The sequence below is a fragment of the Roseovarius mucosus genome, from assembly GCF_002080415.1.
Classification (GTDB): Bacteria; Pseudomonadota; Alphaproteobacteria; order Rhodobacterales; family Rhodobacteraceae; genus Roseovarius; species Roseovarius mucosus_A.
In genome coordinates this window covers 1687501-1711492 of the sequence record NZ_CP020474.1, presented here as the reverse complement: position 1 = coordinate 1711492, position 23992 = coordinate 1687501, and the positions used below count along the sequence as shown (strand labels likewise).

General features: G+C 62.8%; 21 protein-coding genes and 1 tRNA gene (1 of these 22 cut by a window edge). 12 read left to right on the top strand and 10 right to left on the bottom strand.

All coding sequences use genetic code 11. The features are described from left to right. Positions 1-193: 193 nt before the first annotated feature. Both ROSMUCSMR3_RS08285 and ROSMUCSMR3_RS08280 read right to left on the bottom strand, forming a co-directional pair. Positions 194-553: a flagellar protein FlgN gene (locus ROSMUCSMR3_RS08285; protein WP_008281505.1), complete on the bottom strand. Its 360-nt coding sequence runs from the start codon at positions 551-553 to the stop codon at positions 194-196. Beyond that, positions 543-827, bottom strand: coding sequence for a rod-binding protein (locus tag ROSMUCSMR3_RS08280; RefSeq protein WP_237183560.1), 285 nt, complete (start codon positions 825-827; stop codon positions 543-545). Before ROSMUCSMR3_RS08280 ends, ROSMUCSMR3_RS08285 begins: the two co-directional genes overlap by 11 nt. A gap of 1113 nt (positions 828-1940) precedes the next feature. On the opposite strand from ROSMUCSMR3_RS08280, the gene ROSMUCSMR3_RS21570 reads away from it, so the two are divergent. Both ROSMUCSMR3_RS21570 and ROSMUCSMR3_RS08270 read left to right on the top strand, forming a co-directional pair. Then, positions 1941-2438: a flagellar hook-length control protein FliK gene (locus ROSMUCSMR3_RS21570; protein ID WP_217521288.1), complete on the top strand. Its 498-nt coding sequence runs from the start codon at positions 1941-1943 to the stop codon at positions 2436-2438. A gap of 10 nt (positions 2439-2448) precedes the next feature. After that, positions 2449-3141 carry a flagellar hook capping FlgD N-terminal domain-containing protein gene (locus tag ROSMUCSMR3_RS08270; protein ID WP_081507024.1) on the top strand — a complete coding sequence of 231 codons (693 nt, stop codon included), beginning with the start codon at positions 2449-2451 and terminating at the stop codon, positions 3139-3141. Positions 3142-3193: 52 nt separating this feature from the next. On the opposite strand, the gene ROSMUCSMR3_RS08265 is transcribed toward ROSMUCSMR3_RS08270, so the two are convergent. From ROSMUCSMR3_RS08265 to ROSMUCSMR3_RS08250, 4 genes are read right to left on the bottom strand one after another with little or no spacing between them, the layout of a single operon-like run. Continuing rightward, complete coding sequence (locus ROSMUCSMR3_RS08265; RefSeq protein ID WP_081507023.1) at positions 3194-3982, bottom strand: heme ABC transporter ATP-binding protein; 789 nt, start codon at positions 3980-3982, stop codon at positions 3194-3196. Continuing rightward, positions 3982-5049, bottom strand: coding sequence for a FecCD family ABC transporter permease (locus tag ROSMUCSMR3_RS08260; RefSeq protein WP_008281510.1), 1068 nt, complete (start codon positions 5047-5049; stop codon positions 3982-3984). The genes ROSMUCSMR3_RS08265 and ROSMUCSMR3_RS08260 overlap by 1 nt, the downstream gene beginning before the upstream one ends. Further along, positions 5030-5926: a heme/hemin ABC transporter substrate-binding protein gene (locus ROSMUCSMR3_RS08255; protein ID WP_081507022.1), complete on the bottom strand. Its 897-nt coding sequence runs from the start codon at positions 5924-5926 to the stop codon at positions 5030-5032. Before ROSMUCSMR3_RS08255 ends, ROSMUCSMR3_RS08260 begins: the two co-directional genes overlap by 20 nt. Then, positions 5923-6987 (bottom strand): hemin-degrading factor, encoded by a 1065-nt coding sequence (locus ROSMUCSMR3_RS08250; RefSeq protein ID WP_081507021.1) that lies wholly within the window; start codon positions 6985-6987, stop codon positions 5923-5925. The genes ROSMUCSMR3_RS08255 and ROSMUCSMR3_RS08250 overlap by 4 nt, the downstream gene beginning before the upstream one ends. A 291-nt stretch (positions 6988-7278) precedes the next feature. Between ROSMUCSMR3_RS08250 and ROSMUCSMR3_RS08245 the strand changes: the two genes are divergently transcribed. The 7 genes from ROSMUCSMR3_RS08245 to ROSMUCSMR3_RS21125 all read left to right on the top strand — a co-directional run bounded on the left by ROSMUCSMR3_RS08245 (position 7279) and on the right by ROSMUCSMR3_RS21125 (position 16684). After that, positions 7279-9255 carry a TonB-dependent receptor domain-containing protein gene (locus tag ROSMUCSMR3_RS08245; protein ID WP_081507020.1) on the top strand — a complete coding sequence of 659 codons (1977 nt, stop codon included), beginning with the start codon at positions 7279-7281 and terminating at the stop codon, positions 9253-9255. Between the two features lie 212 nt (positions 9256-9467). Continuing rightward, positions 9468-10934, top strand: coding sequence for an aldehyde dehydrogenase family protein (locus ROSMUCSMR3_RS08240; RefSeq protein ID WP_081507019.1), 1467 nt, complete (start codon positions 9468-9470; stop codon positions 10932-10934). Between the two features lie 41 nt (positions 10935-10975). Then, a complete protein-coding gene (locus tag ROSMUCSMR3_RS08235; RefSeq protein WP_037297914.1) occupies positions 10976-11725 on the top strand; it encodes an SDR family oxidoreductase in 750 nt (249 codons plus the stop codon). Between the two features lie 121 nt (positions 11726-11846). Beyond that, complete coding sequence (locus tag ROSMUCSMR3_RS08230; RefSeq protein WP_081507018.1) at positions 11847-12962, top strand: metallophosphoesterase family protein; 1116 nt, start codon at positions 11847-11849, stop codon at positions 12960-12962. Next, entirely contained in the window at positions 12959-15589 is a 2631-nt protein-coding gene (locus ROSMUCSMR3_RS08225; protein WP_081507017.1) for an AAA family ATPase, read from the top strand. The genes ROSMUCSMR3_RS08230 and ROSMUCSMR3_RS08225 overlap by 4 nt, the downstream gene beginning before the upstream one ends. Before the next feature lie 461 nt (positions 15590-16050). Then, entirely contained in the window at positions 16051-16461 is a 411-nt protein-coding gene (locus ROSMUCSMR3_RS08220) for a hypothetical protein (protein ID WP_237183559.1), read from the top strand. 70 nt (positions 16462-16531) lie between these two features. Continuing rightward, entirely contained in the window at positions 16532-16684 is a 153-nt protein-coding gene (locus tag ROSMUCSMR3_RS21125; RefSeq protein ID WP_157667280.1) for a hypothetical protein, read from the top strand. 135 nt (positions 16685-16819) lie between these two features. On the opposite strand, the gene ROSMUCSMR3_RS08215 is transcribed toward ROSMUCSMR3_RS21125, so the two are convergent. Next, positions 16820-16894 (bottom strand) — tRNA-Gln (locus tag ROSMUCSMR3_RS08215). 128 nt (positions 16895-17022) lie between these two features. Continuing rightward, complete coding sequence (locus ROSMUCSMR3_RS08210; protein WP_081507015.1) at positions 17023-17526, bottom strand: SH3 domain-containing protein; 504 nt, start codon at positions 17524-17526, stop codon at positions 17023-17025. Between the two features lie 102 nt (positions 17527-17628). On the opposite strand from ROSMUCSMR3_RS08210, the gene ROSMUCSMR3_RS08205 reads away from it, so the two are divergent. Genes ROSMUCSMR3_RS08205 through ggt form a run of 3 tightly spaced genes read left to right on the top strand, consistent with a single transcriptional unit; the run spans position 17629 to position 21551 of the window. Continuing rightward, on the top strand, positions 17629-18615 hold the full coding sequence (locus tag ROSMUCSMR3_RS08205; RefSeq protein WP_081507014.1) for a 2-hydroxyacid dehydrogenase: 987 nt from the start codon (positions 17629-17631) through the stop codon (positions 18613-18615). 39 nt (positions 18616-18654) lie between these two features. Continuing rightward, on the top strand, positions 18655-19767 hold the full coding sequence (locus ROSMUCSMR3_RS08200) for a THUMP domain-containing class I SAM-dependent RNA methyltransferase (protein ID WP_081507013.1): 1113 nt from the start codon (positions 18655-18657) through the stop codon (positions 19765-19767). Positions 19768-19778: 11 nt separating this feature from the next. Then, positions 19779-21551, top strand: a complete 1773-nt coding sequence (ggt, locus tag ROSMUCSMR3_RS08195; RefSeq protein ID WP_081507012.1) for a gamma-glutamyltransferase — start codon at positions 19779-19781, stop codon at positions 21549-21551. 94 nt (positions 21552-21645) lie between these two features. On the opposite strand, the gene cueR is transcribed toward ggt, so the two are convergent. Continuing rightward, the gene (cueR, locus tag ROSMUCSMR3_RS08190; protein WP_081507011.1) at positions 21646-22032 is read right to left on the bottom strand and encodes a Cu(I)-responsive transcriptional regulator; all 387 of its coding nucleotides are present in this window, start codon (positions 22030-22032) and stop codon (positions 21646-21648) included. Next, positions 22029-23992: the 3' portion of a heavy metal translocating P-type ATPase gene (locus ROSMUCSMR3_RS08185; RefSeq protein ID WP_198385608.1), read on the bottom strand. 496 nt of this gene lie beyond the right edge of the window; the window shows 1964 of its 2460 coding nt (coding positions 497-2460); the start codon falls outside the window, past its right edge; it ends in the stop codon at positions 22029-22031. Before ROSMUCSMR3_RS08185 ends, cueR begins: the two co-directional genes overlap by 4 nt.

The following is a 23992-nucleotide window of genomic DNA, read 5'->3' as shown; positions in this document are numbered from 1 at the left end:
GTTTGGCGAATTTCGCCATTTCATGGTTCGTCTCCCCGGAGGAGACGGTTTGGACTGTCTTTCTGACGGTTGCAGGGTGCGGGATGGTCCCGGCTGCGCCATCCGTTTCGGGATGCAAGAGATAAAATGCCTTCAAGATGCTAACGGAGTGCTAAGTCCCATCTCTGAAACGCCGCGAATTTTAGCCAATCCCTCAGGCACGCTTTTCAAGATGGTGCGCGATGTCGCCGGGGATCGAGCGTTTGTGACCGTTCTGGTCATAGGTGTCCAAGGAACGTCGAATGCGGCGGTGCGCTGCGAGGCGCGCCGCAACAGTGCGAATACCCTGCAAGGCCCCGTCAAGCAGGGCCTGATTGCGGCTCAACTTACCTTGAACCGCAATCAGATCGCCGCTTGCCGTCGCCGAAAGGGCATTGAGCGCGTCTACCAACTGTTCCTTTTTCAACATGAGCGCCACGATCTGCGACAGATCTCCGCGCAAAAGGGCGTCGCGCTCTTCCTCCAGAATAAGGTCAAGCTGTTGGATGATGCGGGTACTCTGATCAAGCGTCATGGGCGCGCTCCATCATCGAGCGATAAAAGACATCTGCCAGCCCGATGCCACCCGCTTTGACCATCTCTTGTGCCAATGCCTCGCGGTGAAAGGATGCAAATTGCGATTCGCCCGTGCTCGCCACAAAGCTGTCGCTCTTGGGGTCCAGCCCCCCGAACTTGAGCATTTCAGCAAGAAAGCTTGCCTCTAGCCGTTCGGCCACTTGCTTGGTGCGGGTTAAGCTGGTCGAGGGCCGGTCCACGGCTCTGGAGGAAAGTTGTACAGGGTCAGTCATGAGAATCCCTCAAATTGATCACACTGGACACAAGAAGAACCGAAACCGGTAAAGAAGCAGTAACTGGTTTCTGCAATCCTCCGGCTTATCGCCATGGCATCACGGAGGGCGCCTATGTCAGTAATCCCCGCCAAGGATCCTCTTAATCCCGTCCTTGGGCTTTCATCGGCATTGCCGTCCGGTTTGGGCGCGGCTGCTGCCGGTGGACCGTCGTCTGAAAGGGCGAAAACATTCGCCGACATTTTCCAAAGTGCGGAAGAGGCCGCCTTGGATCTGCAGCGCGAGAAAGACGATATGTCAGACGCTGGGCTTGCCGCGTCTGTTGTGGATGTCGCGCGGACCCAAATCCGCAAGGAATTGGTGTCCAAGGGTGGATTGCCCAGCACCGATGCCGGGCCTCGGCCACATGCGGGGCCGGTGCCTGGGTTATCTGAGGCTGAGGACCAGAACGTGCCGCCTGTCTCAATGGCGGTCGATGGTGCCTTGTCGCAAGCAGAGGAGGATGCCCCCATAGTCCCGATCCAGGGCTATGCCACGGCGCAGTTCGAGGGATCAGTTGCGGACGGGATGAACCCCTCGGAGCAGCGATCGGCACCGCATCGGTTTGCAGATCAGACGACATCAGCCTCTTTCGCTCATCCGGTGGGCCCGGTACCAGAGATATCGCCAGAGGACTTCACCCAAGTGGACCTAGGCCAAAGATCGTTGACAGGTTCCCAGACGGGCGGGGATGCAAAGCAGCCAGCGGCGTGGCGCGCCGATCCTTTTGTCTCTCAGCCCCGGATAAAGGCAGAACCCGACCTCTCCGCGCCGCCGGGCATGCGCCCAGATAGTTCGAATGTTGGCCCGAACCTGCCCCATGCCTTAGGGCAAGTCGAATTTGATCCAGAGTATGCTCTGGTCACAGAATCGAAGACAGGTTCGCCTCGGGAATTGATGTCCGGGTCGTGGGGCGCGTATCCCGCACAGAAGGGTGCACGATACGCGCCTCTGCCGTCTCTGGCCATGCGGTCAGCAGGGCTCAATCTGCTTAGCGGAGGGGAGGCCGCAAAGGCAAATCCATTTGCAGATATCCCGGAGCTTGGTCTTGGAGACGAGGCGGAAATGCCAGCGGTGACTGAGGTTTCCGACTTGCGGTTTGCCGTGTCTACGGGGCCAAACGGGCAATACCAGCCGCTCCTGTCCTTGGCGCGGACCGACTTGCCGCAGGCCATTGCCCAGCAGATTGCGGTGGCGGTGCAGTCGCAGGGTGCTGGCAAATCCACCATCGACCTTCAGCTTGCGCCCGAGGAACTGGGCCGGGTGCGCCTCAGGTTGACAAGCCATGAAGGCGTCGTGGCCGTGACTGTATTGGCCGAGCGGCCAGAAACGCTCGATCTTCTTCGGCGGCACATAGAGACATTGGCGCGGGGGCTGCTGGATGTTGGTTATCAAGAGGCGCGTTTCGCCTTTTCTGGGCAAAACCCTGGCGGAAGCCCGGGCAAGACCCTGAACGCACAAGGCGCCACCCACCGCGAGGATGAGGGGCGCGGCGCGGTGCCAGACGTGTTTGTGCCCCCGGCTCTCAGTTCGCCTGCTTTGGCAGGCGCGCGCATCAATGTCTTGATTTAAAGGAAACAAGATGGACGTGACGACGATTCCACCGGGCACCGGCCTGGACCGCAGCCAAGCAGCCCCCCCCTCAACCAACGCTGCTGCCCCTGCGCGTCCTGCAACCGGTTTCAGCTCTGACTTTGAAACCTTTCTCAGGCTGCTAACGACCCAATTGCGCAATCAGGACCCACTCAATCCAATTGAATCTTCTGATTTCGCTGTGCAGTTGGCGACATTCTCGACGGTCGAACAACAGGTGCTGACCAATGATCTGCTCACAGATCTAGGCGCGCGGTTGGGCGCACAGGGCTTGTCGCAAGTATCCGGATGGATCGGAATGGAGGCGCTGGCAACCGGCCCCGTCGCGTTCTCTGGACAGCCGATTTCCCTGATCGCCACGGTCGAGTCGCAGGCGGATGCCGCCGAAATCGTTGCAAGCGATGCCCGCGGCATCATAGTGAACCGCCAAACGATCCCGGCGCGCTCGGGTCCGGTGGTCTGGTCCGGTCTCGATTCGGCGGGTTTCCCGCTTGCAGAGGGGGAATATACGCTCTCTGTGCACTCCTTCGCGAATGAAGAAACGCTCGCACGCCACAGCGCCAGCTTTTATCGTCAAATCGCAGAAGCACAGTTCGAGGCGGGCGAGACCGTCTTGATCCTCAGGAATGGCGAACGGATCGCCCCTGCACAGGTTCTTGGCCTGCGCCCGGCACCGCAATAGGGCCCTCTTCATGACGCAGGTTTTGCGTATGGCATGGGGTGCAATGTCGACATCAGCCTGCAAACTCTTGCGCGGCTTGGGGCAGCAGATAGGGCACATCCTTTGTTGGCGGCGTACTTATCCTGAGCGCACAGCCGTAGACCGCCGAGAGCGTGCCAGAGGTCAGAACCTCTTGCGGCTTGCCCGCGCCTGCAATCCTGCCCTTCTGCACCATGATGACATGATCGGCGAACATCGCGGTCAGGTTCAGATCGTGCATCACCGCAACCACGCCGCCCCCTGTCTCCGCATAGGTGCGGGCAATCTGCATGACGCTCAATTGTTGGCCAATATCAAGGCTCGAGACGGGTTCGTCCAAAAACAGCCAGTTTGCCCCGCCCGGTCCGACAGGCTCCCAAACCTGCGCAAGAACGCGTGCCAATTGAACGCGCTGCTGCTCACCCCCCGACAGGTCTTGGTAGAAACGGTTGGCCATATGCGCCAATCCCACCCGGGCCAAGGCGCGTTCGGGAACATCAGCCCGCCCGGCATATTGCCCTGCGCTATGGCCTATGCGGACCAATTCGATCACCGTAAAGGGAAAGGCGATCCGCGTGGCCTGTGGCAGCACCCCGCGTCGTGCGGCAAGTGCTGCAGCCGCACGCGGAGTTACCTCCAATTGACCAAGCTGAACTCGGCCCGAACCGGCGCTCTCGCCCGTCAGCACGCGCAAGAGCGACGTCTTGCCCGATCCATTCGGGCCGACAATGGCCGTCACCGCACCTGCGCGGGCAGAAAGCGTGACGTCGCGCAGGATGGTCCGGCCCCCAAGGCCGAGCGTGATCCGCTCTGCAGCCAGCATCACATATCCCCCATCGGGCGCTGTCGGAGCAATATCCACAAGAACACCGGCGCGCCCAGAACCGCTGTGACGATACCGATGGGCAGTTCGGCTGGGGCAATGATCACGCGGCTGATGATGTCTGCCCCAAGCAGCAAGATTGCCCCGAGAAGCGCCGCATTCAGCAGCAGTGGCCCGTGATCCGGCCCGGTTGCCAGACGAAGCAGATGTGGCACGACAATGCCGATGAACCCAATCCCGCCAGACACCGCCACCGCACCGCCAGTCGCCGCCGCAACCGCGAGAATGGCCAGCGTTTTGGTCCGTTGCACCGGGATGCCAAGATGCAGTGCGGTTGCCTCGCCAAAAGCAAGACCATTCAACCCACGCCCCAGCCCGAGGGCCCCGACCATGGCCACAACAAGGATCGGCATGGCGGTGGCCACCTTGGCCCATGTCGCCCCAGCCAGAGAGCCGAGGCCCCAGAATGTCAGGTCTCTCAGCTGCTGATCATCCGCCGCATAGACCATCAGGCCCGACACTGCGCCCGACAGCGCGCCAAGCGCGATCCCCGCCAGCAGCATCGTCGCCACAGACGTGCGCCCACCGCGCGTGGCAACCCCGTAGAGCAAAAGAACAGAGGCCCAGCCGCCCAAGAACGCTGCCGCCGGCACAAGGAACGGGCCCAGACTGTCGCGCAGGGCGATGGGCAGCAGGCCGCCCAGCACAATCGCCGTCACGGCCCCAAGACCGGCCCCGGCGCTAACCCCCACGATGCCGGGATCGGCCAGCGGATTGCGAAAAAGCCCTTGCATCACCGTGCCGGAAACCGCCAGAGCCGCCCCAACCAGCGCGCCCAGTAAAACGCGCGGCAGGCGAACCTCCCAAAGGATGATGCTGTGGACGGGTGTATCCTGCCCCCCCGCACCGACCATCGACCAAAGCGAGACCCCGGATGCGCCGGTTTCAAGACTGAGGGCGCACGTCAGAAGCAGACCGAGACCCAGCCACAGATGCGCGCGACGCGCCCGCGTGCGGCGATCCGTGAAACGGCTGGGCGTCAGCGCGTCAGCTTGGGTCACGGTCATTGTCGGTCTCTTGGGGCTGCGGATAAAGGGCTGTGTTCAAATCGAGGGCAGCCGATGCGGTGCGCGGCCCGAAGCCCAACAGATAGAGCCCGTTCATCCGCACAATTGCCTCATCGGCACCTGCCGGCGTGATGCGGATCGCGGGCATGGCAAAGAGTTGTTCGTCCAGGATGGCATGATCGCCAGTTCGGTCCATCATCAGGATCACATCGGGGGCGGCCTTTGCCACAGCTTCATCTGTCAACTGTTTGTAGCCTTCAAAGGCTGTAACCGCGTTGATGCCCCCCGCCATCTCGATGATGGCGGCGGCCTGCGTGTCGCGCCCGGACGCGAGGATGCGCCCGCCTTGCAGGCTGAGGATGAAGAGGACGCGCTTGCGCGCGGCCTCTGGCACTTGAGCAGTCCGCGTGGCCGCGGTTGCAAGCGCGGTGCGCGTCTCTGACGCCAAGGCTTCGGCGCGCTCAGGCACGCCCAAGGCTGCGCCAACAGCGGTAATCTTGGTGATGATTCCCTCGGCACTGTGCGCCTCTGGAATGGTGACAAAACCTACGCCTGATTGCCGCAGGACTTCGATCGTTTCGGGGGGGCCAGCCCCATCGATAGCGAGGATGAGCGACGGAGCGACCGAGAGCACACCTTCGGGGCTGAGCGCGCGCGCATAGCCCACATCAGGCAATTTGGTCACGTTGGGCGGAAAGGTCGAGGTCGTATCGCGCGCGATCAACCGATCCTCTTGCCCCAAGGCATGCACGATCTCTGTCACCGATCCGCCGATGGACAGCACTCGGTCGCCGTCCTGCGCAAGGCTTGTCCCCGCCAAGGCCAAGATCGCCACCTGCGCCAAGAGTGCGCGGCGCGTCAGGGAACTTCCACTCATGTCAGGGCCTCCGTGTCAGCGTTGTGCAGAGCCGGAAGCGCCTTTACGACCCGACCAAAGGCCGCGCGGCTGTCACGCCCCTCCTTGCCCAATCCAAAGATCTGAAAAATCAGCGATCCCTGAGCGTCAAACGCTTCTACCGAAATCGCCGCACCGCGTTGCGTCGGTTTGTCTACGGCCCAAACCTCGGCCACATGATCCAGCCGCAGATGCAGGTTGAACCCTGGATCCATCACATTCTGCCATGGTCCCATCGGTTTGAGGGTCACAACAGGGCCGGAATGAATCTGAATGCAGCCCCGATTGCCGACAAAGATCATCACTTCGGTGCCTGCCTGCGCCAGTTGGGTCAGAAGGGTGTTCACCGCCTCTGGGGCCAATGCCCGCACAAACGGTGCCCCCGCGATACGGTAGGCCCCAAGCCGGTTCATCCGCAGTTTGGACGTCAGGCGCAGGAATTGATGCGTATCGGTCATCCGCCGCCATTCCTCGCGCAGGACCTCGATTTTGTCGGGGTTTGATTTCGCAGCCTCCGGGGGCGTGCGCGCTGCAACCGTCAAGCTTTCGGACTGGTCTGGCAGAGCCAACGAGAGGCGAAGCGCCTCCCATGCGGTCAGCGATGATCCATCGCGCAGGAAAATCTTGTGCACCGCGTCGCCTGCGGCGTCGAACACCTGCAGACTGCGCCGGGGCCCTGTCTCGCTCTCGGTTTCGACCATAAAGGCATGGCGCCAATGGCTTGGGAACATCCTGAGGTCGATATCCTCGGTCAGGACCATCGCCGTGTGTTGTCCGCTGTGATAATTGTCATAGCGCCCCACTTTTTCATGCACGCAACTTTCATTGCGGGTGAGCGCCATCACTTCGCCAAGGCGTTGCGCGGCCCCCATCACCTGATCGGGGTGCGCGGCAATGGCCGTCACACCGCGTCCGATGTGGGCCGCGACCAGTTGCGCTTCGCTGATGCCAAGGCGGTTCGCCTGATCGCGGCTGCGCATCTTGGGGTTATCGGCCATAAAGGCACGGAGTGCGTCGGGGGTAAGGGGAGCAGAGTCTGTCATGCCGGCCTCATGTCTGGATGGATGGGCTGGCTGCATCGCACCTGCGGCGCGGACGTGGCTCTCGAAAACGATTTCTCAAAGTTGAATCGCAATCTTGACTCTTTTACTCATAAAAGACTAAGGAGCGCAAGGCCGATCCCAGAAAGATCGTTCGACCGCTGAAATCAAACGAAAAAACCGTGCCAGCCTTTCGCAAGCACAACGGTGTGACAGCCATTGTCAAGGAAACGAAAGGGACACGTGATGACATCGCGCACACGCTGCAGACTACTGACTACGACCTGCCTTTGCATGGGGCTCGGCTATGGCTCTGCCAGTCTGGCACAGGAAACACCCGGCCAAGAGGGGTTTCTTGGAACGCTGACGCTGGGAGAAAGCAAGCGTGCGGTGCAAACCGATACCGCCACCCCCACGACCGTGATCGACCAAGACGAAATCCGTGACCGACAGGCGGGTTCGGTGGCCGAATTGCTCGTGACAGTGCCGTCTGTGGCCCTGCTCAATGGCGACACGGCGCAGGGGTCGGGTATCTCGATCCGTGGGTTTGGATCGAATGACACGTTTGGCACGGATCAAAAGGTGCTGATCCAGGTCGATGGCGCAACGCGCGGGTCCGAGGAGCTTTACCGCATTGGCACACAGCTTTTCACCGATCCTTTCCTCTTCAAGGAGGTTGAGGTGATCCGTGGAACGGTGGGATCGTTCCAATATGGCTCTGGCGTGGTTGGTGGGGTGGTTCGGCTTGAAACCATCGACCCTGAGGACGTCACCGGGGGCGAAACCGGCTTTGGACTGCGTCAGACACTTGAGTTTCAGACCAATGGCAATGGTGTGACATCCTCGACCATCGGGGCGTGGCAGCCCACCGAGGACTTTGGGGTGCTCTTCAACTATGTCAGCCGCAGACTCGGCTTTCCTGAGGATGGCAATGGCGCTGTTATCAACCCCCTGAGGGCGCGGATTGACGATCCGTCCTGGTTGATCAAGGCCAAGTATCGTTTTGGCGAAGAAAAGGCCCATTCCATTGAAGCCAGCTATCAGGATACCCAAAGTTCGCAATTCGACGTGCCATTCGACAGCTTTGGCAACCTCACCTTTTTCGGGAATGTCGACCGAGAGGTCGAAAGCCAGACCAGCATTCTCAAATACAACTTCAACCCGCTCAATGATCTGGTTGATCTGACGCTGCAATATTCGCACGTTGACGAGTCGATCTTGCAGAACGCGGTGTCTTGTCCTGGCAGCCCGCCCGCGCCGATCACGATTTGCTCGGAGCTTCTCAACGCTGACCATGACTATGAAACCACGACGCTTACACTCAAAAACACGTCCTTGTTTGACACCGGCGCGTTGCGCCATGATCTGACGGCGGGGATTGAGTATATCAACCGCGAGCGCGTCAATGCCTTTGCCGCACCGGGGGGCGAAGACAACCGATGGGCGATCTTTGCGGTGGACGAAATCGACATCGGCCGCGCCTGGACCTTAACGCCTGCCATTCGGTATGAAACATCAAAGGTCGAGGGGGACACAGCGCCAAACGATGGCCGCTTTTCCGAGGATGCGCTGATGGGTGGGCTGTCGCTGCGCTATGCCTTTGACAATGGCTTTGCCCTGTTCGGCAGCGCCGCCTATACCGAGGTTTTGCCGATCATCGACGATCTGGAATTCCCGATCCGGGTAGGGCGGAGCGAAAAATCACGCACCTATGAACTTGGCTTTTCGTATGACCGTCGCGGTCTCTGGCGCGACAATGATAACCTCGCGCTCAAGGTCACGTATTTTGACAGTGAGCTTTGGGACGTGAATTCCTTTGTCGATACGACGCCCGCGCAGAACCTGCTGGATGAAATCCAGACCCAAGGGCTAGAGTTCGAGGCGTCCTATGCCATGGAAAACGGCTTTTACGTCGATTTCAACGCGACTATCGCCGATGGCGAAGAGGTGGATCTATTGGGCGGCGTGCGCGACTGGCGCAATCTTGCGGCCAACAGCCTGCGTGCGACCGTGGGCAAGGTGTTTGACGATACCTATGACCTGAGCTGGGAGGTTGTCAGCGCCGACTCCATCACCGTCAACGGGGTGCGGGATGACGGCTACACGGTCCACAACTTGCGCGGCACCATCGCGCCCAAGCGCGGCGTGTGGGAAGGAACCGAGTTCCGTCTTGGGATCGAAAACGTGTTTGACGAACAGTATATGCCTAATCTTGCTACCCGCCCGGCGGTTGGGCGAAACTTCAAACTCACGCTGGCCAAAACCTTCTGAGACGGGCTTGGGGCGGTAGAAGGGGCGGGTTTACCCGGCCTGCCGCCCCGGCATTACATCATGCCAAGACCTTTCAGAGCTTGCGCGCGCGGGATCGCTCGATCACGCTGGGCACGAGCGAATCCAACCCTTCGACGACATGTATCTTTTGTGGTCGCCACCATCCGGCCACATACCATCGCAAGGGGCATTGAACCGCAAGGAGCCAAGGCATGAAAGACACTGACCCCGATGCAACGCTGGTCATCCCGCAACCGCTGAACCTGATTGGCAATGCTTGGGTTCCCGCGCGCTCGGGGAGGGTGATGGAGGTGCTTTCGCCCATTGACGGGCTGCCCTTTGCCCAGATCGCCGACAGCGATGCCGCCGATATCGACGCGGCCATCGCAGCGGCGCGCGCGGCCTTTGATGGTGGCGAATGGTCAAGGCTGACTGCGGCAGAACGCGGTCGCCTGATGATCCGCCTGTCAGAGCGTATTCTTGAGAATATCGAACCTCTGGCCCAGCTCGAGCGGCGCGACAACGGCAAGCCGATTGCACAGGCGCGCACTGACATGAAAGTCACCGCGCGCTATTTTGAATTCTACGGCGGTGGCGCCGACAAGGTGCATGGCGAGATTGTGCCCTTTCTCAACGGCTATAATGTCGAGGTGCACCGCGAGCCTTATGGCGTGACCGGCCATATCATCCCGTGGAACTATCCGGCGCAGATGTTTGGCCGCTCGGTCGCCCCGGCGCTGGCCATGGGCAATGCAACGGTCCTGAAACCCGCCGAGGATGCCTGCCTCAGCGCGCTTCGGATTGCGGAACTGGCGCTCGACGTGGGCTTTCCGCCCGGTGCCATCAATATCGTGACCGGGCGCGGTGCGGTGGCCGGTCAGGCTCTGGCGGATCATCGCGGGATAGATTTCATCTCCTTCACCGGATCGCCCGAAGTGGGCGTGATCGTTCAGACCGCAGCTGCCAAGAATTTCATCGGCTGCACGCTGGAACTGGGGGGCAAGTCGCCGCAAATCGTGTTCGACGACGCCGATCTTGACGCGGCCATGCCCGTTCTTGTCAACGCTGTGATCCAGAACGCCGGACAAACCTGTTCTGCGGGCACGCGCGTGTTGTTGCAACGCGGCATCTATGACCGCGCCGTTACCGAATTGACCGCGCGTTTCAGCGCGATTGCCGCCTCAGAGTCTGGCGAGGATGCGGTGCTTGGCCCGCTTATTTCGGCCAAGCAGAAAAAGCGGGTCGAGACCTATATCGCCGAGGCCGACGCGCCCTTGATGGCCCGTGGCAGCATCGATCCCAAGGCCCCAAAAGGCGGCTATTATGTCGCTCCGGCAGTATTCGGCCCCTGTGATCCCAAGGCGCGGATCGCGCAAGAAGAGGTTTTCGGCCCTGTGCTCTGCCTCATCCCGTTCGAGGATGAGGCAGAGGCTATTTCCATCGCCAACGCCACCGAATACGGTCTTGTCGCCGCGGTCTGGACCAAAGATGGCGGACGTCAGCAACGTGTCGCCAAGGCAATGCGCTGCGGTCAGGTGTTCATCAACGGCTATGGCGCGGGCGGCGGGGTGGAATTGCCGTTTGGCGGCATACGCAAATCCGGGCATGGCCGCGAAAAGGGCTTTGCGGCGCTGCTGGAATTCTCGCGTATCAAGACGATCATCAACAATCACGGCTAGGCCGCACGCAGGCGGAAAAGACCAGACCAAAGGAACGCAAGATGAGACTGGATGGAAAACGAGCCCTCGTGACCGGCGCGGCTTCGGGCTTTGGCAAGGGCATAGCCGAGACCTATATCCGCGAAGGTGCCAAGGTAGCAGTGGTCGATATGAACGCGGACGGTGCGCGCGCCGTGGCACGCGACCTTGGTGAGAACGCCATCGCCGTGACCTGTGATGTCTCCAAAGGCGATCAGGTGCAGGCTGCCGTTGACGCCACTGTTGCGGCCTTTGGCGGTCTTGATATCGTGGTCAACAACGCAGGCTGGACCAATCCCAACAGCCCGTTGATGGACACCGACGAGGCGACATTTCGCAAGATCTATGAGATAAACGTGCTGTCGATCTTTCACATGACCAAGACCTGCGTGCCGCTTTGGCGTGCTGCTGGAGGCGGGGTGATGATCAACATCGGCTCTACCGCAGGTATCCGCCCGCGTCCCGGTCTGACGTGGTATAATTCGTCCAAGGGTGCCGTGAACCTGATGACGCGCTCATTGGCAGCGGAACTGGCCCCCGACAAGATTCGCGTCTGTTGTATCGCACCGGTGATGGGGGCGACCGGATTGCTGGAACAGTTCATGGGCATGCCCGACACGCCCGAAAACCGCGCGCGATTTATCTCGACCATCCCGATGGGCCGCTTGTCCGAGGCACGCGACATCGCCAACGCGGCGCTATATCTCGCCTCGGACGAGGCGGATTTCATCACCGGCGTGGTGCTCGAGGTTGATGGTGGCCGCACCATCTGAGCGATGCGTTGGCGGTGTCGTGAAACTGTCTGTTCGGCCTGATGACCATACGCCAGTGCTTGATCTCTGACGCATTCGCGGCAAGGCTGAAACAGAGCGCTTGGGCGCAACAAGGACCTCTATGACCCCCTTCCGCTTTCTTCATACCTCGGACCTGCATCTTGGGCGCGCTTATGGCGGCTATCCCGAGGGCATTCGGCACCGTTTGCGCGAGGCGCGGCATGGCGCGATATCCCGGCTGGCCAAGGCTGCGCGCGATGGTGGGGCAGGGGTGGTGCTGCTTGCGGGCGATACGTTCGATGCCGAAACGCCCGCCCCCGACACGTTGCGGCAAGCCCTCAGTGCGATGGGCGAGGAACGCGATTTGACTTGGGTGCTGCTGCCCGGCAACCACGACAGCCTTGCGGCCTCCGAACTTTGGCGGCGGATTGCACAAGACCCACCTGGCAATCTGATGGTCCTCACGTCTGAGGTGCCGGTTGCCCTTGCCCCTGACCATTGGCTCTTGCCTGCGCCTTGTACACAACGCCGTCCGGGGCGCGATCTGACCGAGGCGATGTCGGCCCCCACACCCCAAGGGGCGCGCCGTATCGGGCTTGGGCATGGGGCGATCACCGATTTCTCGGGCGAAGAGGGGGCCCTGGGCATCATTCCGCCCGACCGGGCCGCGCGCTCGGGTCTTGACTATCTCGCCCTTGGCGATTGGCACGGGCGGATGCAGGTGACGCCAACCACCTGGTATTCCGGCACCCCCGAACCAGACGGGTTCAAGCACGATGCGCCGGGTTCTGCGCTTCTTGTGACGCTCGGGGGGACGGCTGAAGTGACGCCGGTCGAAACCGCGCAGTTCCGTTGGCGTCGCCCGGCCCTCGACCTGCTGCCGGGCGAGGATCTGACCGCTCGCTTTGCTGATATCCTGCCACAAAGCCGTGCACGCGATCATCTGGTGCGGCTCACTGTGACGGGACGCCTGCCTTTGGCTGACCGCGCCGCGCTCGAGGCCGCGCTGGCCGCTCGTGCCCCGGATTTCGGCTGGTTCGCGGCGGACCTCTCTGCTTTGGGCGTCGAGGCGCTGCCCGAAGACCTTGACCAGATCGACCGCGCCGGAGCGCTGCGTCAGGCTGCCGAAGTGTTGCTGGCCGAGGCAGGGGATGCCACACTTTCACAATCCGACCGCGATACGGCGTCTGCGGCACTCGCGCGTCTCTATGCGCTCAGTCAGGAGGTGCAGGCGTGAAGCTCCGGGTGATCGAGGTGACCAATGTGCGCCGTTTCGCGGGTCAGCGCGCACGCCTTGGCCAGATTGGCGACGGCATCACTGTGCTCTCTCAACCGAATGAATTTGGCAAATCGACCTTTTTTGACGCGCTGCATGCGTTGTTTTTTGAACGCCACAACAGCCGGAATGCGGCCATCAAGGCGCTGCAACCGCATGCCGGGGGCGCGCCCGAGGTGGCGGCCGAGGTGGAGCTTGCGGAGGGGCGGTTTCGCATTGCAAAGCGGTGGCTCAACCGCCCGCAGGCGCAAGTGCACGACACCAACGGCCGCCTGATCGCTCAGGCAGATGAGGCGGAGGCGTGGATTGACCGGCTGATGGGCGGAGGTCTGGCAGGCCCGTCCGGCCTGCTCTGGGTGCGGCAAGGGTTGATGGGGTTGGAACCCGACGGCAGCAGCGCAGATGACAAGCGCGAGCGCGAGCGCGGGTTGAATGCGCGGCGCGATCTTTTGTCTTCTGTCGCGGGCGAGATTGACATGATGACCGGCGGGCGGCGGATGGATGGCGTGATTGACCGCGTGACCGAGGCGCTGTCGAGATTGGCGACCGCAACCGGACGCCCCAAAGCCGGGGGAGAATGGGCGCGCGCGGTGGAAGAGGCCGCAACGCTTGCCACCGAAGAGGCCGAGTTGCGCCCGCGCGCCGAGCGGCTCTCGGATGACCTGATCCGCCGGGCGGAGGTGCAGCGTCACCTTGCCCGACTGACCGATCCTGCGGATACGGCGGCCCGCGCACAAACCTTGGCCGAGGCTGAAGCCGCGCATCAGGCGGCCCAGGCCCATCAGGCCGAGGTTGCACAGGCGGAAACCGCCCTACGCCTTGCCACACTGGATGCCGAGCATTTGCAGCGCGATGTGCTGGCCGCCGAAAGCCGCGCCGCCCGCCTTGAGGAGGCCCGCAGCGCAGTTGCCAAGGCCGAAGAAGCGGCAAAGAAGGCCCGCGCGCGCGCCACTGAGCTGACCGCACGCGATAGTGCCGCCGCGGTGAATGCCGAGGACCAAGGCACCAAGGCGCGTGATCTGCGCAACCGTCTGCATCAGGCCACCCGCGCCCAAGCGGCGCAGGCGGCGCAGATCAAGGCAAACGATCTCCAGCGCCGGCTTGACCGCGCCACCGAGCTTTGGGCGATGCTGAACAAGACCGAAGCGGCGCGCGCCCGTATCCGCGTCACGTCCAAACTGCTCGACGCCGCCGACAAGGCCCAAAGCGCGCTTGATCTGGCGCGGGCGCGGGCCGAGGCACAGGCCGTGACGATCGAGGTTCACCCTGACGGCTCTCCAGCGCTGCATGACGGTCAACCTCTTGGATCAGGCCCGACGCCGATCTTAGTGCCGACTGAGCTTGCCTTGCCGGGGTTTGGCAGGCTGCACATTGATCCGGGTTCTGCGCGCGGCACAGACAGCGCCGCCGAGGTTGCGCAAGCAGATCAGGCGCTTGCGCGTCTTTTGGCCGAGGCGCAGGTTGACACGCTGGCCGCCGCCCGCACGCAATGGGCTGAAGCCCAACAGCTTGAGGCAGAGGTGAAACAGGGTTTGGCCCTCTGCGCCGAAGTGGCCCCCGACGGTGTTGAGGCGTTGCGCGCGGCCCTTGCGCGGGCGCAGGCCGAGGTGGCCGATGCCCCGACAGAAGCTGAGGATGTTGCAGCCCTGACCAAGGCGCTGACCGCTGCCGAAACCGACGAGGCGACCGCCCGCGCCGCCGCAAAAGCGGCGCATGAACTGGCCGTGATCGCAGGTGAAGCCCGCGCCGCAGCCGAGGCCAATCGCAGCAATGCGGCGCGGCAGTTTGACTCTGCCCTGTCCGAGGCCGGAGACCCAGAGGCTCTTGTTGCGCTAATCGCCGATCTCAAGGCCCGACAACCCACGCTCGCGAACATCTGCCTCGGGGCGCAAGAGGCCTGCGACCGTTTGCGCGCCACAGCGCCGGACCTTGTCACCACCGAGGCGCGGCTGGCTCGCGCCAAGGGGGCGGTCGAGCAGGCTGCACGTGATCTGGCCAAAAACCGCGAAGACCTTGCCAGCCTGAATGCCACCATCACCGCGCTCGCCGAGGAGGGGATTGAGGAACGCCTCTCCACTCTCGCCGGGGCTCGCGCCGAATCCGAGGCACGCGCAGCCCGGTATGAGGCCGAGGTGCGCGCCCTGACCCGCCTTCGGCGCGCGTTGGACGAGGCGCGAACCCTCGCCCGAGACGCCTATTTTGGCCCGGTTCTGCGTGAGTTGCAGCCGCTGCTCGCCATCCTTTATCCGGGGGCACTGCTAACGATTGACGACACCAGCCTTTTGCCCGCGACCCTGACCCGCAAAGGTCAGGCCGAGTCGTTCGAAATCCTTTCGGGCGGCACCCGCGAACAGGTGGCGATCCTGACACGACTGGCCTTTGCCCGGCTCTTTGCGGCCTCAGGGCGCCCCGTTCCTGTGATCTTGGACGATGCTCTTGTCCATTCGGATGATGACCGCATCGAAGCCATGTTTGACGCGCTCCATCGTTCGGCCCGTGACCAGCAAATTCTCGTGCTCACCTGTCGACAACGCGCCTTCGCAGCCTTGGGCGGCACGCGCGCAGAGGTGACGGTTGACGCAACCTGAGCGCCGCATCGGGCCCGTGCGCTGCGATGTCAGGGTAGAGACCAGAAGCGTCACTGGAGACACCAATACGCAAGACCCGTCCCGTGCTTTCCACTCCACCTGGAAATGGTTCATCCCCCAATGTGGCGGACGGGTGCCCCGGAGCATAGGACGTCTCTCGTCGCCCACAGAGCCGCGCGGTCGTAGAACGGGATCACCCAGGTGTTTGATCCCGGACATCGAGGCCATCAACACGCGGGCAGCCGTCGCGGAGTAGGGCGGTGGTTTGTCTCGTGCGGGGGCGAACGATCTCGCCGCCAAAGCGCAACGCGCTCCGGATCGTGACCCGTACTGGCACTGGTTGGCGGATTGCGTCGTGGCGCGTAAGCTGCCCAGAGACAAGCCCCGGTTGGTAAGCGCGGGCCGGGGTTTTAGAACGGTGGAGGCCAGTCGTGTCGAGGATCTTCGGTGTATTCAGGAGCGTGGTTTTCCTAGTTTGGCTCAGTGCGGCGCTCGCGTCCACGGCGATTGCCGCGAGCATCTGGGCGCTGCAGATGACGTCTGCGGTTGCGGCGATGAGCGCCAAGGCCGTGGCAACGGGGATTGCACATCGTCAGCAATTGGCGAAGGCCGTCGCGAAGACCAAGGCGAAGGCCCGGCTCAGGAGGGCAATCGTTGCCGTTCCTATCGCAGGTATCGGCGCAATCGCCTATTTCGAAGAGCAAGACTTTCGGGAATGGCTGGAGGAAAACCCGGAGGGCACGCGCCAAGCCTACGCTTGCGAAGTGGCGGCGTTGACGGCGGAGGTGATCGACGAGGTTCTGCAGGACCTGCCAGAGATCGCGCGCCCGGCGCCAGAGACGGTGCTGGGTTACATGCCGGAGTGTGAGTAGTCGGGTAAATCAGGCATCAGAGATATGTCTGCTCACCTCTCGCTGAAAGTGCCACGCCCCGGCGCGACCCGTGCGAGGCGTATTCCGCTGTACCTTTCAGGCCGTCCCCTCGCGGGCGGTCGTTGGCTTTACCCTCGAGCCTCTCGAGATCGGCTTACAGGCGGACAACAAGAGCGACGACTGGGGCTATTGGGCCTATGGGCTCGATCCAGACTACCTCTGACATCCCGCGTGGGAGAGGCCTTCGCCGAGCAATCCGGGGCGTCACCCGAGCCACCCGCCAGCGGGGGCACAAATCGGGGCACTTTCGCGCTGAGAACAGCCCGCGCGCGTCATCGGATCAAGGATCGGGAGAACTTGGCTGGGGTGGTAGGATTCGAACCTACGGTACACGGTACCAAAAACCGACGCCTTACCACTTGGCTACACCCCAACGTGACGCGCTAATTACTCTGGAGCATGGTGCGGTTCAAGGGTGCTTGGCAAAAAAAACGTGGTGCGATCCAAATACATGGTTAAGTATATAATATAATTCAGTAAATTAAAGGACGCGGCGAGCGGTTACTCGAATGTTTCGCCGTCCATAACGCCCCAGAGCGCCGATTTCGGGGCCCAGCCATCATAGCCGCCGGCGGAAACCGCGCACCAGTCGGGCTGGCATTCCTCGAGTCGCGCGATCACGCCTTGCTCCAGCCGGGCCACGACCATGGCTTTCGCATCAGGCTTGGCCAGCAAGTCCAGCATTTCAACCTCGACGCTGGCGGTGCGCACGCCGGACAGAAGAGTGTAATGGACCCATCCGCCCGCGCCGTCGCGATCCCGCACCCGGCGCCAATGGCCATGCTCTGCGGTGATCTCGAGCGGCATGTCGCGCCGTTTGAAAATCCAGTCGATACGATGCGTAAGGCTTGGGCCGCGGCGTACATTGCCCTCCGAGGCCTTCATCGACACAAAACGCGGCAGCGGCAGGTTCGTGACCGGCCCGCGCTCTTGGCCCATGGCCGCAACGGGGCCCAGTCCCATCATTATGACAAGGGCGGCAAGCCCGGATTTCATCACCGTCATTCGAATTCTGCCCGTAATCTGCAAGGGGGTTCTTGTGCCCCGCTCTTTCCTGCGCCACTCTGGCAGCAACGCGCCTGAAAGGAAAGTTTCAAGGAGGGCTTCATGCCATCTGCACGCCTGAGTGTTGTTGTTACGCGACGCCTGCCCGAGCCGGTCGAGACGCGGATGCGCGAACTTTTCGATGTTCGCCTGCGCGAGACGGACGTGCCCATGACGCGAGAGGAACTGGCTCGCGCCGCCAAGGAGGCAGATGTGCTGGTTCCGACCTTGTCGGACCGGATCGACGCCAGCCTGATCGCGCAGGCCGGGGATCGGCTCAAACTGATCGCCAATTACGGGGCCGGGGTGGACCATATCGACGTGGGCACCGCGCGCCAGCATGGCATTCTTGTGTCGAACACGCCGGGCGTATCGGCTGATGACACCGCCGATATGACCATGGCCTTGATCCTCAGCGTGACGCGCCGCCTGCCCGAAGGGTTGGCGGTGATGCAATCGGGGCAATGGGGCGGTTGGTCGCCCACGGCCCTGTTGGGGGGGCGGATCGCCGGGCGCAGGCTGGGTATCCTTGGCATGGGCCGGATCGGTCAGGCGGTGGCGCGGCGTGCGGCGGCCTTTGGCATGCAGGTGCATTACCACAACCGCCGCCGCCTGCGCCCCGAAATCGAAGAGAGCCTTCAGGCGACCTATTGGGAAAGCCTGGATCAGATGGTGGCGCGTATGGATGTGCTCAGCATCAATTGCCCGCACACGCCCTCGACTTTCCATCTTATGAACGCGCGGCGGCTCAAGTTGATGAAACCCGAGGCGGTCATCGTCAACACCTCGCGCGGCGAGGTGATTGACGAAAATGCCCTCACCCGCATGTTGCGCGCCGGAGAGATCGCAGGCGCCGGTCTCGATGTTTATGAACATGGCGCGGACATCAACCCGCGCCTGCGCGAGTTGAAAAACGTTGTGCTCTTGCCGCATATGGGGTCGGCCACCGTGGAAGGGCGGATAGAGATGGGCGAAAAGGTGATCATCAATATCAAGACTTTTGACGATGGCCACCGCCCGCCCGATCAGGTCGTCCCCTCGATGCTGTGACGGCTCGCCTTTGGGGCCAGTCTGGCCTATGACGGCGCGATGACACAGCCTGAGCCTTTTGAAATCTTTCTCGCCGCCGCTCCGGGGCATGAAACTGCCCTCGCGGAAGAGGCGGTGCAACATGGCTTTGGCCCTGTCACGATCCTGCCCGGCGGGGTCAGCTTTCGGGGGCTTTGGCCTGATGTCTGGCGCGCCAATCTTGTGCTGCGCGGGGCAGGGCGGGTGCTGGCGCGGATTGGGGCGTTCCGCGCGATGCATCTTGCACAGTTGGACAAGCGGGCGCGTAAATTCGATTGGGCCGCGCATTTGCGCCCGGATGTGCCGCTGCGCGTCGAAGTCACCTGTCGCAAGTCCAAGATCTATCATGCAGGGGCCGCGACAGAGCGTATCGTCAAGGCCTTGACCGAAACCTTGGGTGTGGCCGTCACCGAGGATGCGCCGCTGCGCCTGATGGCACGGATTGAGGATGATCTGGTCACTTTCAGCCTGGATACCTCGGGCGAGCCGTTGCACCGGCGCGGGTATAAAGAGGCGGTGGGCAAGGCCCCCTTGCGCGAAACCTTGGCAGCGCTCTTTCTGCGGCAATGTGGCTATGACGGGCGCGAGCCGGTGCTTGATCCGATGTGTGGCTCTGGCACTTTTCCCATTGAGGCGGCAGAGATCGCGGCGGGGCTGATGCCGGGCCGCGCGCGCCACTTCGCGTTTGAGGATATGGCGGCCTTTGACCCTGCGGTCTGGACCGCGCTCAAGTCGGCGAGTGCGCCGCACGCCACAGAGTTGCGATTCATGGGATTTGACCGTGACGCAGGTGCCGTGCGGATGGCAACTGAGAATGCGGAGCGGGCGGGCGTGGCGGGCACTACGCAGTTTGCTTGCCAACCGCTTTCGGCCTTGACCCGCCCCGAAGGGCCGCCGGGATTGGTGATGGTCAACCCGCCTTATGGCGCGCGCATCGGCAATCGCAAGTTGCTCTTCGGTCTCTATGCCAGCTTGGGCGAGGTGCTGCGTCGCGAGATGCACGGCTGGCGGGTGGGGATTGTCACCAGCGATGGGGGCTTGGCCAAAACTACCGGTCTGCCCTTCTTGCCACCGGGGCCGCCGGTGGCGCATGGTGGGCTCAAGGTGACGCTCTGGCGCACCGATCCGCTTTAGGGGGGGGGCTCATGCGCGGTCTGGTTCTGATCTTGTCGATCTTCGCAGGGGGTGCCGCTTTGGCACAACAGGCCGCCGACACTGTCGCACCAGAGGGGGCAGGGGCCGGGGTATTGCAGGTGCCCGCGCGCCTTCTGTCGGCGCAGGCGGCCAAAGACGCAGGCCAGCCGGTTGAGGCACAAAACTGGATGATCGCCGCCGCCCATCCGCTTGCCGTTGACGCCGGCGCAAGGGTGCTGCGCGAAGGCGGCACAGCGGCGGATGCGATGATCGCCACGCAGCTTGTGCTAGGGCTGGTGGAGCCGCAAAGCTCGGGGCTAGGCGGCGGAGCCTTTCTTGTCTGGCACGATGGCGCGAGCGGAGCGATCACCACGCTCGACGGGCGCGAGACAGCGCCTTTGGCGGCAACCCCCACACTCTTTCAAGATGCCAACGGGCAACCCCTTGCCTTCTTTGACGCGGTGGTGGGCGGGCGCTCGGTTGGCACGCCCGGCACCCCGGCGCTTTTGGCAGAGGCGCATGCCCGCTGGGGCCGCACGGCGTGGGCGGGGCTGTTTTCCGAGGCCATCGCCTTGGCCGAGACCGGCTTTCCCGTTAGCCCGCGCCTTGCCGGGCTTATTGCCGAGGATGCCGACCGTCTCAAGATATTCAAGGACACGCGCGAGTATTTCCTGCCCGGTGGCGCGCCGCTCGCGCCGGGGCACATCCTGCGCAATTCGGATTACGCCGATACCCTGCGTCTGCTTGCCGATAAGGGCGTATCGGCCTTTTACGCGGGTGAGATGGCGCTCGACATCGCGGAACGGGTGCAGCGGTCGGGTGGCAATCCGGGCGTTCTCAGCCCCTTGGACCTCGCCATCTACCGGGTCAAGGAACGGCCCGCACTTTGCACGCCCTATCGCGGCTATGAGGTCTGTGGCATGGGCCCGCCGTCTTCGGGGGCAAGCACGGTGGGGCAGATACTTGGCCTGCTGGAACCTTTCGATCTTTCATCTCTTGGGCCTCAAAGCCCCGAGGCTTGGCGCCTGATCGGGGATGCCAGCCGATTGGCCTTTGCCGACCGGGGGCGTTACCTTGCGGATAATGATTTCGTGGCCGTGCCGCTCAAGGGCCTTTTGTCACCTGACTACCTCAAACAGCGCTCTGACCTGTTGCGCGGCGATGATGCCTTGCCGGAGGTGACGCCGGGCCGCCCCGACTTTGATCACGCCTATCTCTGGGCGGATGATCAATCGCTGGAACTGCCCTCGACCTCGCATATCTCGATTGTCGATGGCTATGGCAACGCCCTGTCGATGACGACGACGATTGAAAACGGGTTCGGGTCGCGGCTGATGGTGGGGGGCTTTCTGCTCAACAATGAGCTGACCGATTTTTCTTTTGCCACGCATGACGCAGGCCTGCCTATCGCCAATGCCTTGGCCCCTGGCAAGCGCCCGCGTTCCTCAATGGCGCCCACAATCCTGCGCCGCGACGGCGTGCCGGTCCTTGTGCTGGGCAGCCCGGGGGGAAGCAGCATAATTGGCTATGTTGCCAAAACCATCATCGCCTGGGTCGATTGGGGCCTTGATGTGCAAGAGGCGGTCAGCCTGCCGCATCTGGTCAACCGTTTTGGCCCTTATGACATTGAACCGGGCGCGCGCGCCTTGGTCCCACCTCTTACCGAGATGGGGTTCGAGATACGTGAGACGGCGCTTACCTCGGGCCTGCATGTCATCGCCATTGGCGCAGAGCTTGCAGGCGGTGCCGATCCCCGTCGTGAGGGTCTCGCCTTTGGGGAGTGACGGATTTTGAGTATTTGAGCCAAAAAGAAACAGCTTTGTTTTCATCTGGCCTTAAATACCGCGGGGGGTTCGGGGGGCAGCGCCCCCCGCCTGTTCAGCCTTCGGCCAGATCGCGCAATATGGGGCAATCGGGCCGCGCATCCCCGGCGCATTCCCGCACCAAGTGGCGCAGCGTCGCCTGCATCGATTGCAACTGTGCGATTTTTTCGTCGATCTGCGCCAGATGCTCTTGCGCCAGTTGCTTGACATCGCTGCTGGCGCGATCCTGATCCTCATAGAGCGCCATCAGCTTGCGGCAATCCTCAATGGAGAACCCAAGCGCGCGGGCACGGCCCAGAAAGGCCAGCTTGTGACTGTCGCTTTGGCGAAACACGCGGTAGCCATTGGTATCGCGCAAAGGCCGGATGAGGCCGATTTCCTCATAATACCGGATCGTCTTAGGGGGCAGGCCGGTTTCGCGGGCCACATCCGAAATATTCATGCCGCAGCCCCCATCACCGGGCGCAGACGCTTAAGGCGCAGCGCGTTGGACAGCACAAAAACCGACGAGAGCGCCATCGCCCCCGCCGCCAGCATGGGCGACAAGAGGACACCGCTCACCGGATAGAGAACCCCCGCCGCCACGGGGATGAGTGCCGCGTTATAGGCAAAGGCCCAAAAGAGGTTTTGCCGGATGTTGCGCAGCGTGCGATGCGATAGAGCCTGCGCCTCGACCACGCCGGTCAGGTCGCCTGACATCAGCACCACATCTGCCGCCTCGATGGCGACATCCGTGCCGGTGCCCACGGCGATCCCCACATCAGCCTGCGCCAACGCGGGCGCATCATTGATCCCGTCCCCGACAAAGGCGAGCGTGCCAAATCGCGCTTGCAAGGCGCGCACCGCTGCCACCTTGCCTTCGGGCAGAACTTCGGCCTCGACATGGTCGATGCAGAGGTCGCGGGCGATGGCATGGGCGGTGGCGGCACTGTCGCCTGTGATCATCGCGGTTCTGATCCCCTTGGCATGCAGGGCGGCGATCACCGCAGCACTGGTCGGTTTGACCTGATCGGCAATGCCCAGCACCGCCACAAGATGTCCGTCAACCGCGATGTGAATAGCGGTCTGCCCTGCGTCGGCCAAAGAGGCGGCCTCACTGGCCAAGGCATCGATCGCGATGCCCTCGCGCGTCATCAGCCGCGCCGCGCCGATCAGCACGCGGGCGCCTTCGACCTCGGCGCTTAGCCCGTGGCCAGCGATGGCGCGCACAGCATCAGCCGCCGGCACCTCCAGCTCGCGCCGCGCTGCTTCGGCCTCGACCGCCCGGGCGATGGGATGTTCAGAGCGCGCCTGAGCCGCCGCTGCCAGCCGCAGCACGGTGTCCGCCTCTTGCCCCGCAACCACGGCAACCCGCGTCACCTCGGGCTTGCCACGTGTCAGCGTGCCGGTCTTGTCAAAGGCGATGGCGCGCACCTCATCCAGCCGCTGCAACGCTTCGCCCTTGCGAAAGAGCACGCCCAGGTCTGCCGCGCGCCCGGTTCCCACCATGATCGAGGTCGGCGTGGCCAGCCCCATCGCGCAGGGGCAGGCGATGATCAGCACCGAAACCCCCGCCACCAGCGCATGGGTTAGAACCGGGGCGGGACCCAGCAGCAGCCAGACCGCCACCGTCAAAAGCGCAATCGCAATCACCACCGGCACAAAAATTCGCACCACCCGGTCGGCCAGCGCCTGCACCGGCAGCTTGGCCCCCTGCGCCGTCTCGACCATCGCCACGATGCGCGCGAGCACGGTATCCTGCCCCACCGCCGTCGCACGAAAGCTGAGTGCGCCCGCACCATTGACCGTGCCGCCGACGATACTGTCACCGGGCCCTTTGGCTACGGGCAGCGCCTCGCCGGTGATCATGGATTCGTCGATGTAAGACTGGCCTTCGATCACCTCGCCATCAAGTGCCACCCGCTCGCCGGGACGCAGATGGATCAGATCGCCAAGCGCCACCTCCTCGATGGGCAGATCGTTGACCTTGCCGTTGCGCGCGACACGGGCTGTCTTGGGCTGCAATCCGATCAGCCGCTGGATCGCTGCGCCCGTGCGCCCCTTGGCCCGCGCCTCCAGCCAGCGGCCTGTCAGGATCAACGTGACAATCACCGCCGCCGCTTCGAAATAGACAGCGCGCGTGCCCTCGGGCAACACGGTAGGGGCAAAGAGCGCCACGGTGGAATAGGCCCAAGCCGCAGTTGCGCCCAGAGCGACGAGGCTGTTCATATCCGGCGCGCCTTTGAGCAGCGCAGGAACCCCCAGACGGTAGAATTGCCGCCCCGGCCATATCAACACCAGCGTGGTCAGTCCGAACTGAATCGACCATGACAGAGCCATGCCAAGCGTCGCCATGATCAAATCATGCAGCGCGGGGATCATGTGCCCCCCCATTTCAAGCACGAAGACCGGCAAGGTCAGCA

Excerpts from the sequence above, each read along its gene's own strand:
- ROSMUCSMR3_RS08240 (WP_081507019.1), top strand. The coding sequence starts at position 9,468 with ATGAAAGACACTGACCCCGATGCAACGCTGGTCATCCCGCAACCGCTG.
- cueR (WP_081507011.1), bottom strand. The coding sequence starts at position 22,032 with ATGAATATTTCGGATGTGGCCCGCGAAACCGGCCTGCCCCCTAAGACG.
- ROSMUCSMR3_RS08210 (WP_081507015.1), bottom strand. The coding sequence starts at position 17,526 with ATGACGGTGATGAAATCCGGGCTTGCCGCCCTTGTCATAATGATGGGA.
- ggt (WP_081507012.1), top strand. The coding sequence starts at position 19,779 with ATGCGCGGTCTGGTTCTGATCTTGTCGATCTTCGCAGGGGGTGCCGCT.
- ROSMUCSMR3_RS08235 (WP_037297914.1), top strand. The coding sequence starts at position 10,976 with ATGAGACTGGATGGAAAACGAGCCCTCGTGACCGGCGCGGCTTCGGGC.
- ROSMUCSMR3_RS08230 (WP_081507018.1), top strand. The coding sequence starts at position 11,847 with ATGACCCCCTTCCGCTTTCTTCATACCTCGGACCTGCATCTTGGGCGC.
- ROSMUCSMR3_RS08270 (WP_081507024.1), top strand. The coding sequence starts at position 2,449 with ATGGACGTGACGACGATTCCACCGGGCACCGGCCTGGACCGCAGCCAA.
- ROSMUCSMR3_RS08205 (WP_081507014.1), top strand. The coding sequence starts at position 17,629 with ATGCCATCTGCACGCCTGAGTGTTGTTGTTACGCGACGCCTGCCCGAG.
- ROSMUCSMR3_RS08280 (WP_237183560.1), bottom strand. The coding sequence starts at position 827 with ATGACTGACCCTGTACAACTTTCCTCCAGAGCCGTGGACCGGCCCTCG.
- ROSMUCSMR3_RS08200 (WP_081507013.1), top strand. The coding sequence starts at position 18,655 with ATGACACAGCCTGAGCCTTTTGAAATCTTTCTCGCCGCCGCTCCGGGG.
- ROSMUCSMR3_RS08245 (WP_081507020.1), top strand. The coding sequence starts at position 7,279 with ATGGGGCTCGGCTATGGCTCTGCCAGTCTGGCACAGGAAACACCCGGC.
- ROSMUCSMR3_RS08255 (WP_081507022.1), bottom strand. The coding sequence starts at position 5,926 with ATGAGTGGAAGTTCCCTGACGCGCCGCGCACTCTTGGCGCAGGTGGCG.
- ROSMUCSMR3_RS08265 (WP_081507023.1), bottom strand. The coding sequence starts at position 3,982 with ATGCTGGCTGCAGAGCGGATCACGCTCGGCCTTGGGGGCCGGACCATC.
- ROSMUCSMR3_RS08250 (WP_081507021.1), bottom strand. The coding sequence starts at position 6,987 with ATGACAGACTCTGCTCCCCTTACCCCCGACGCACTCCGTGCCTTTATG.
- ROSMUCSMR3_RS08260 (WP_008281510.1), bottom strand. The coding sequence starts at position 5,049 with ATGACCGTGACCCAAGCTGACGCGCTGACGCCCAGCCGTTTCACGGAT.
- ROSMUCSMR3_RS08285 (WP_008281505.1), bottom strand. The coding sequence starts at position 553 with ATGACGCTTGATCAGAGTACCCGCATCATCCAACAGCTTGACCTTATT.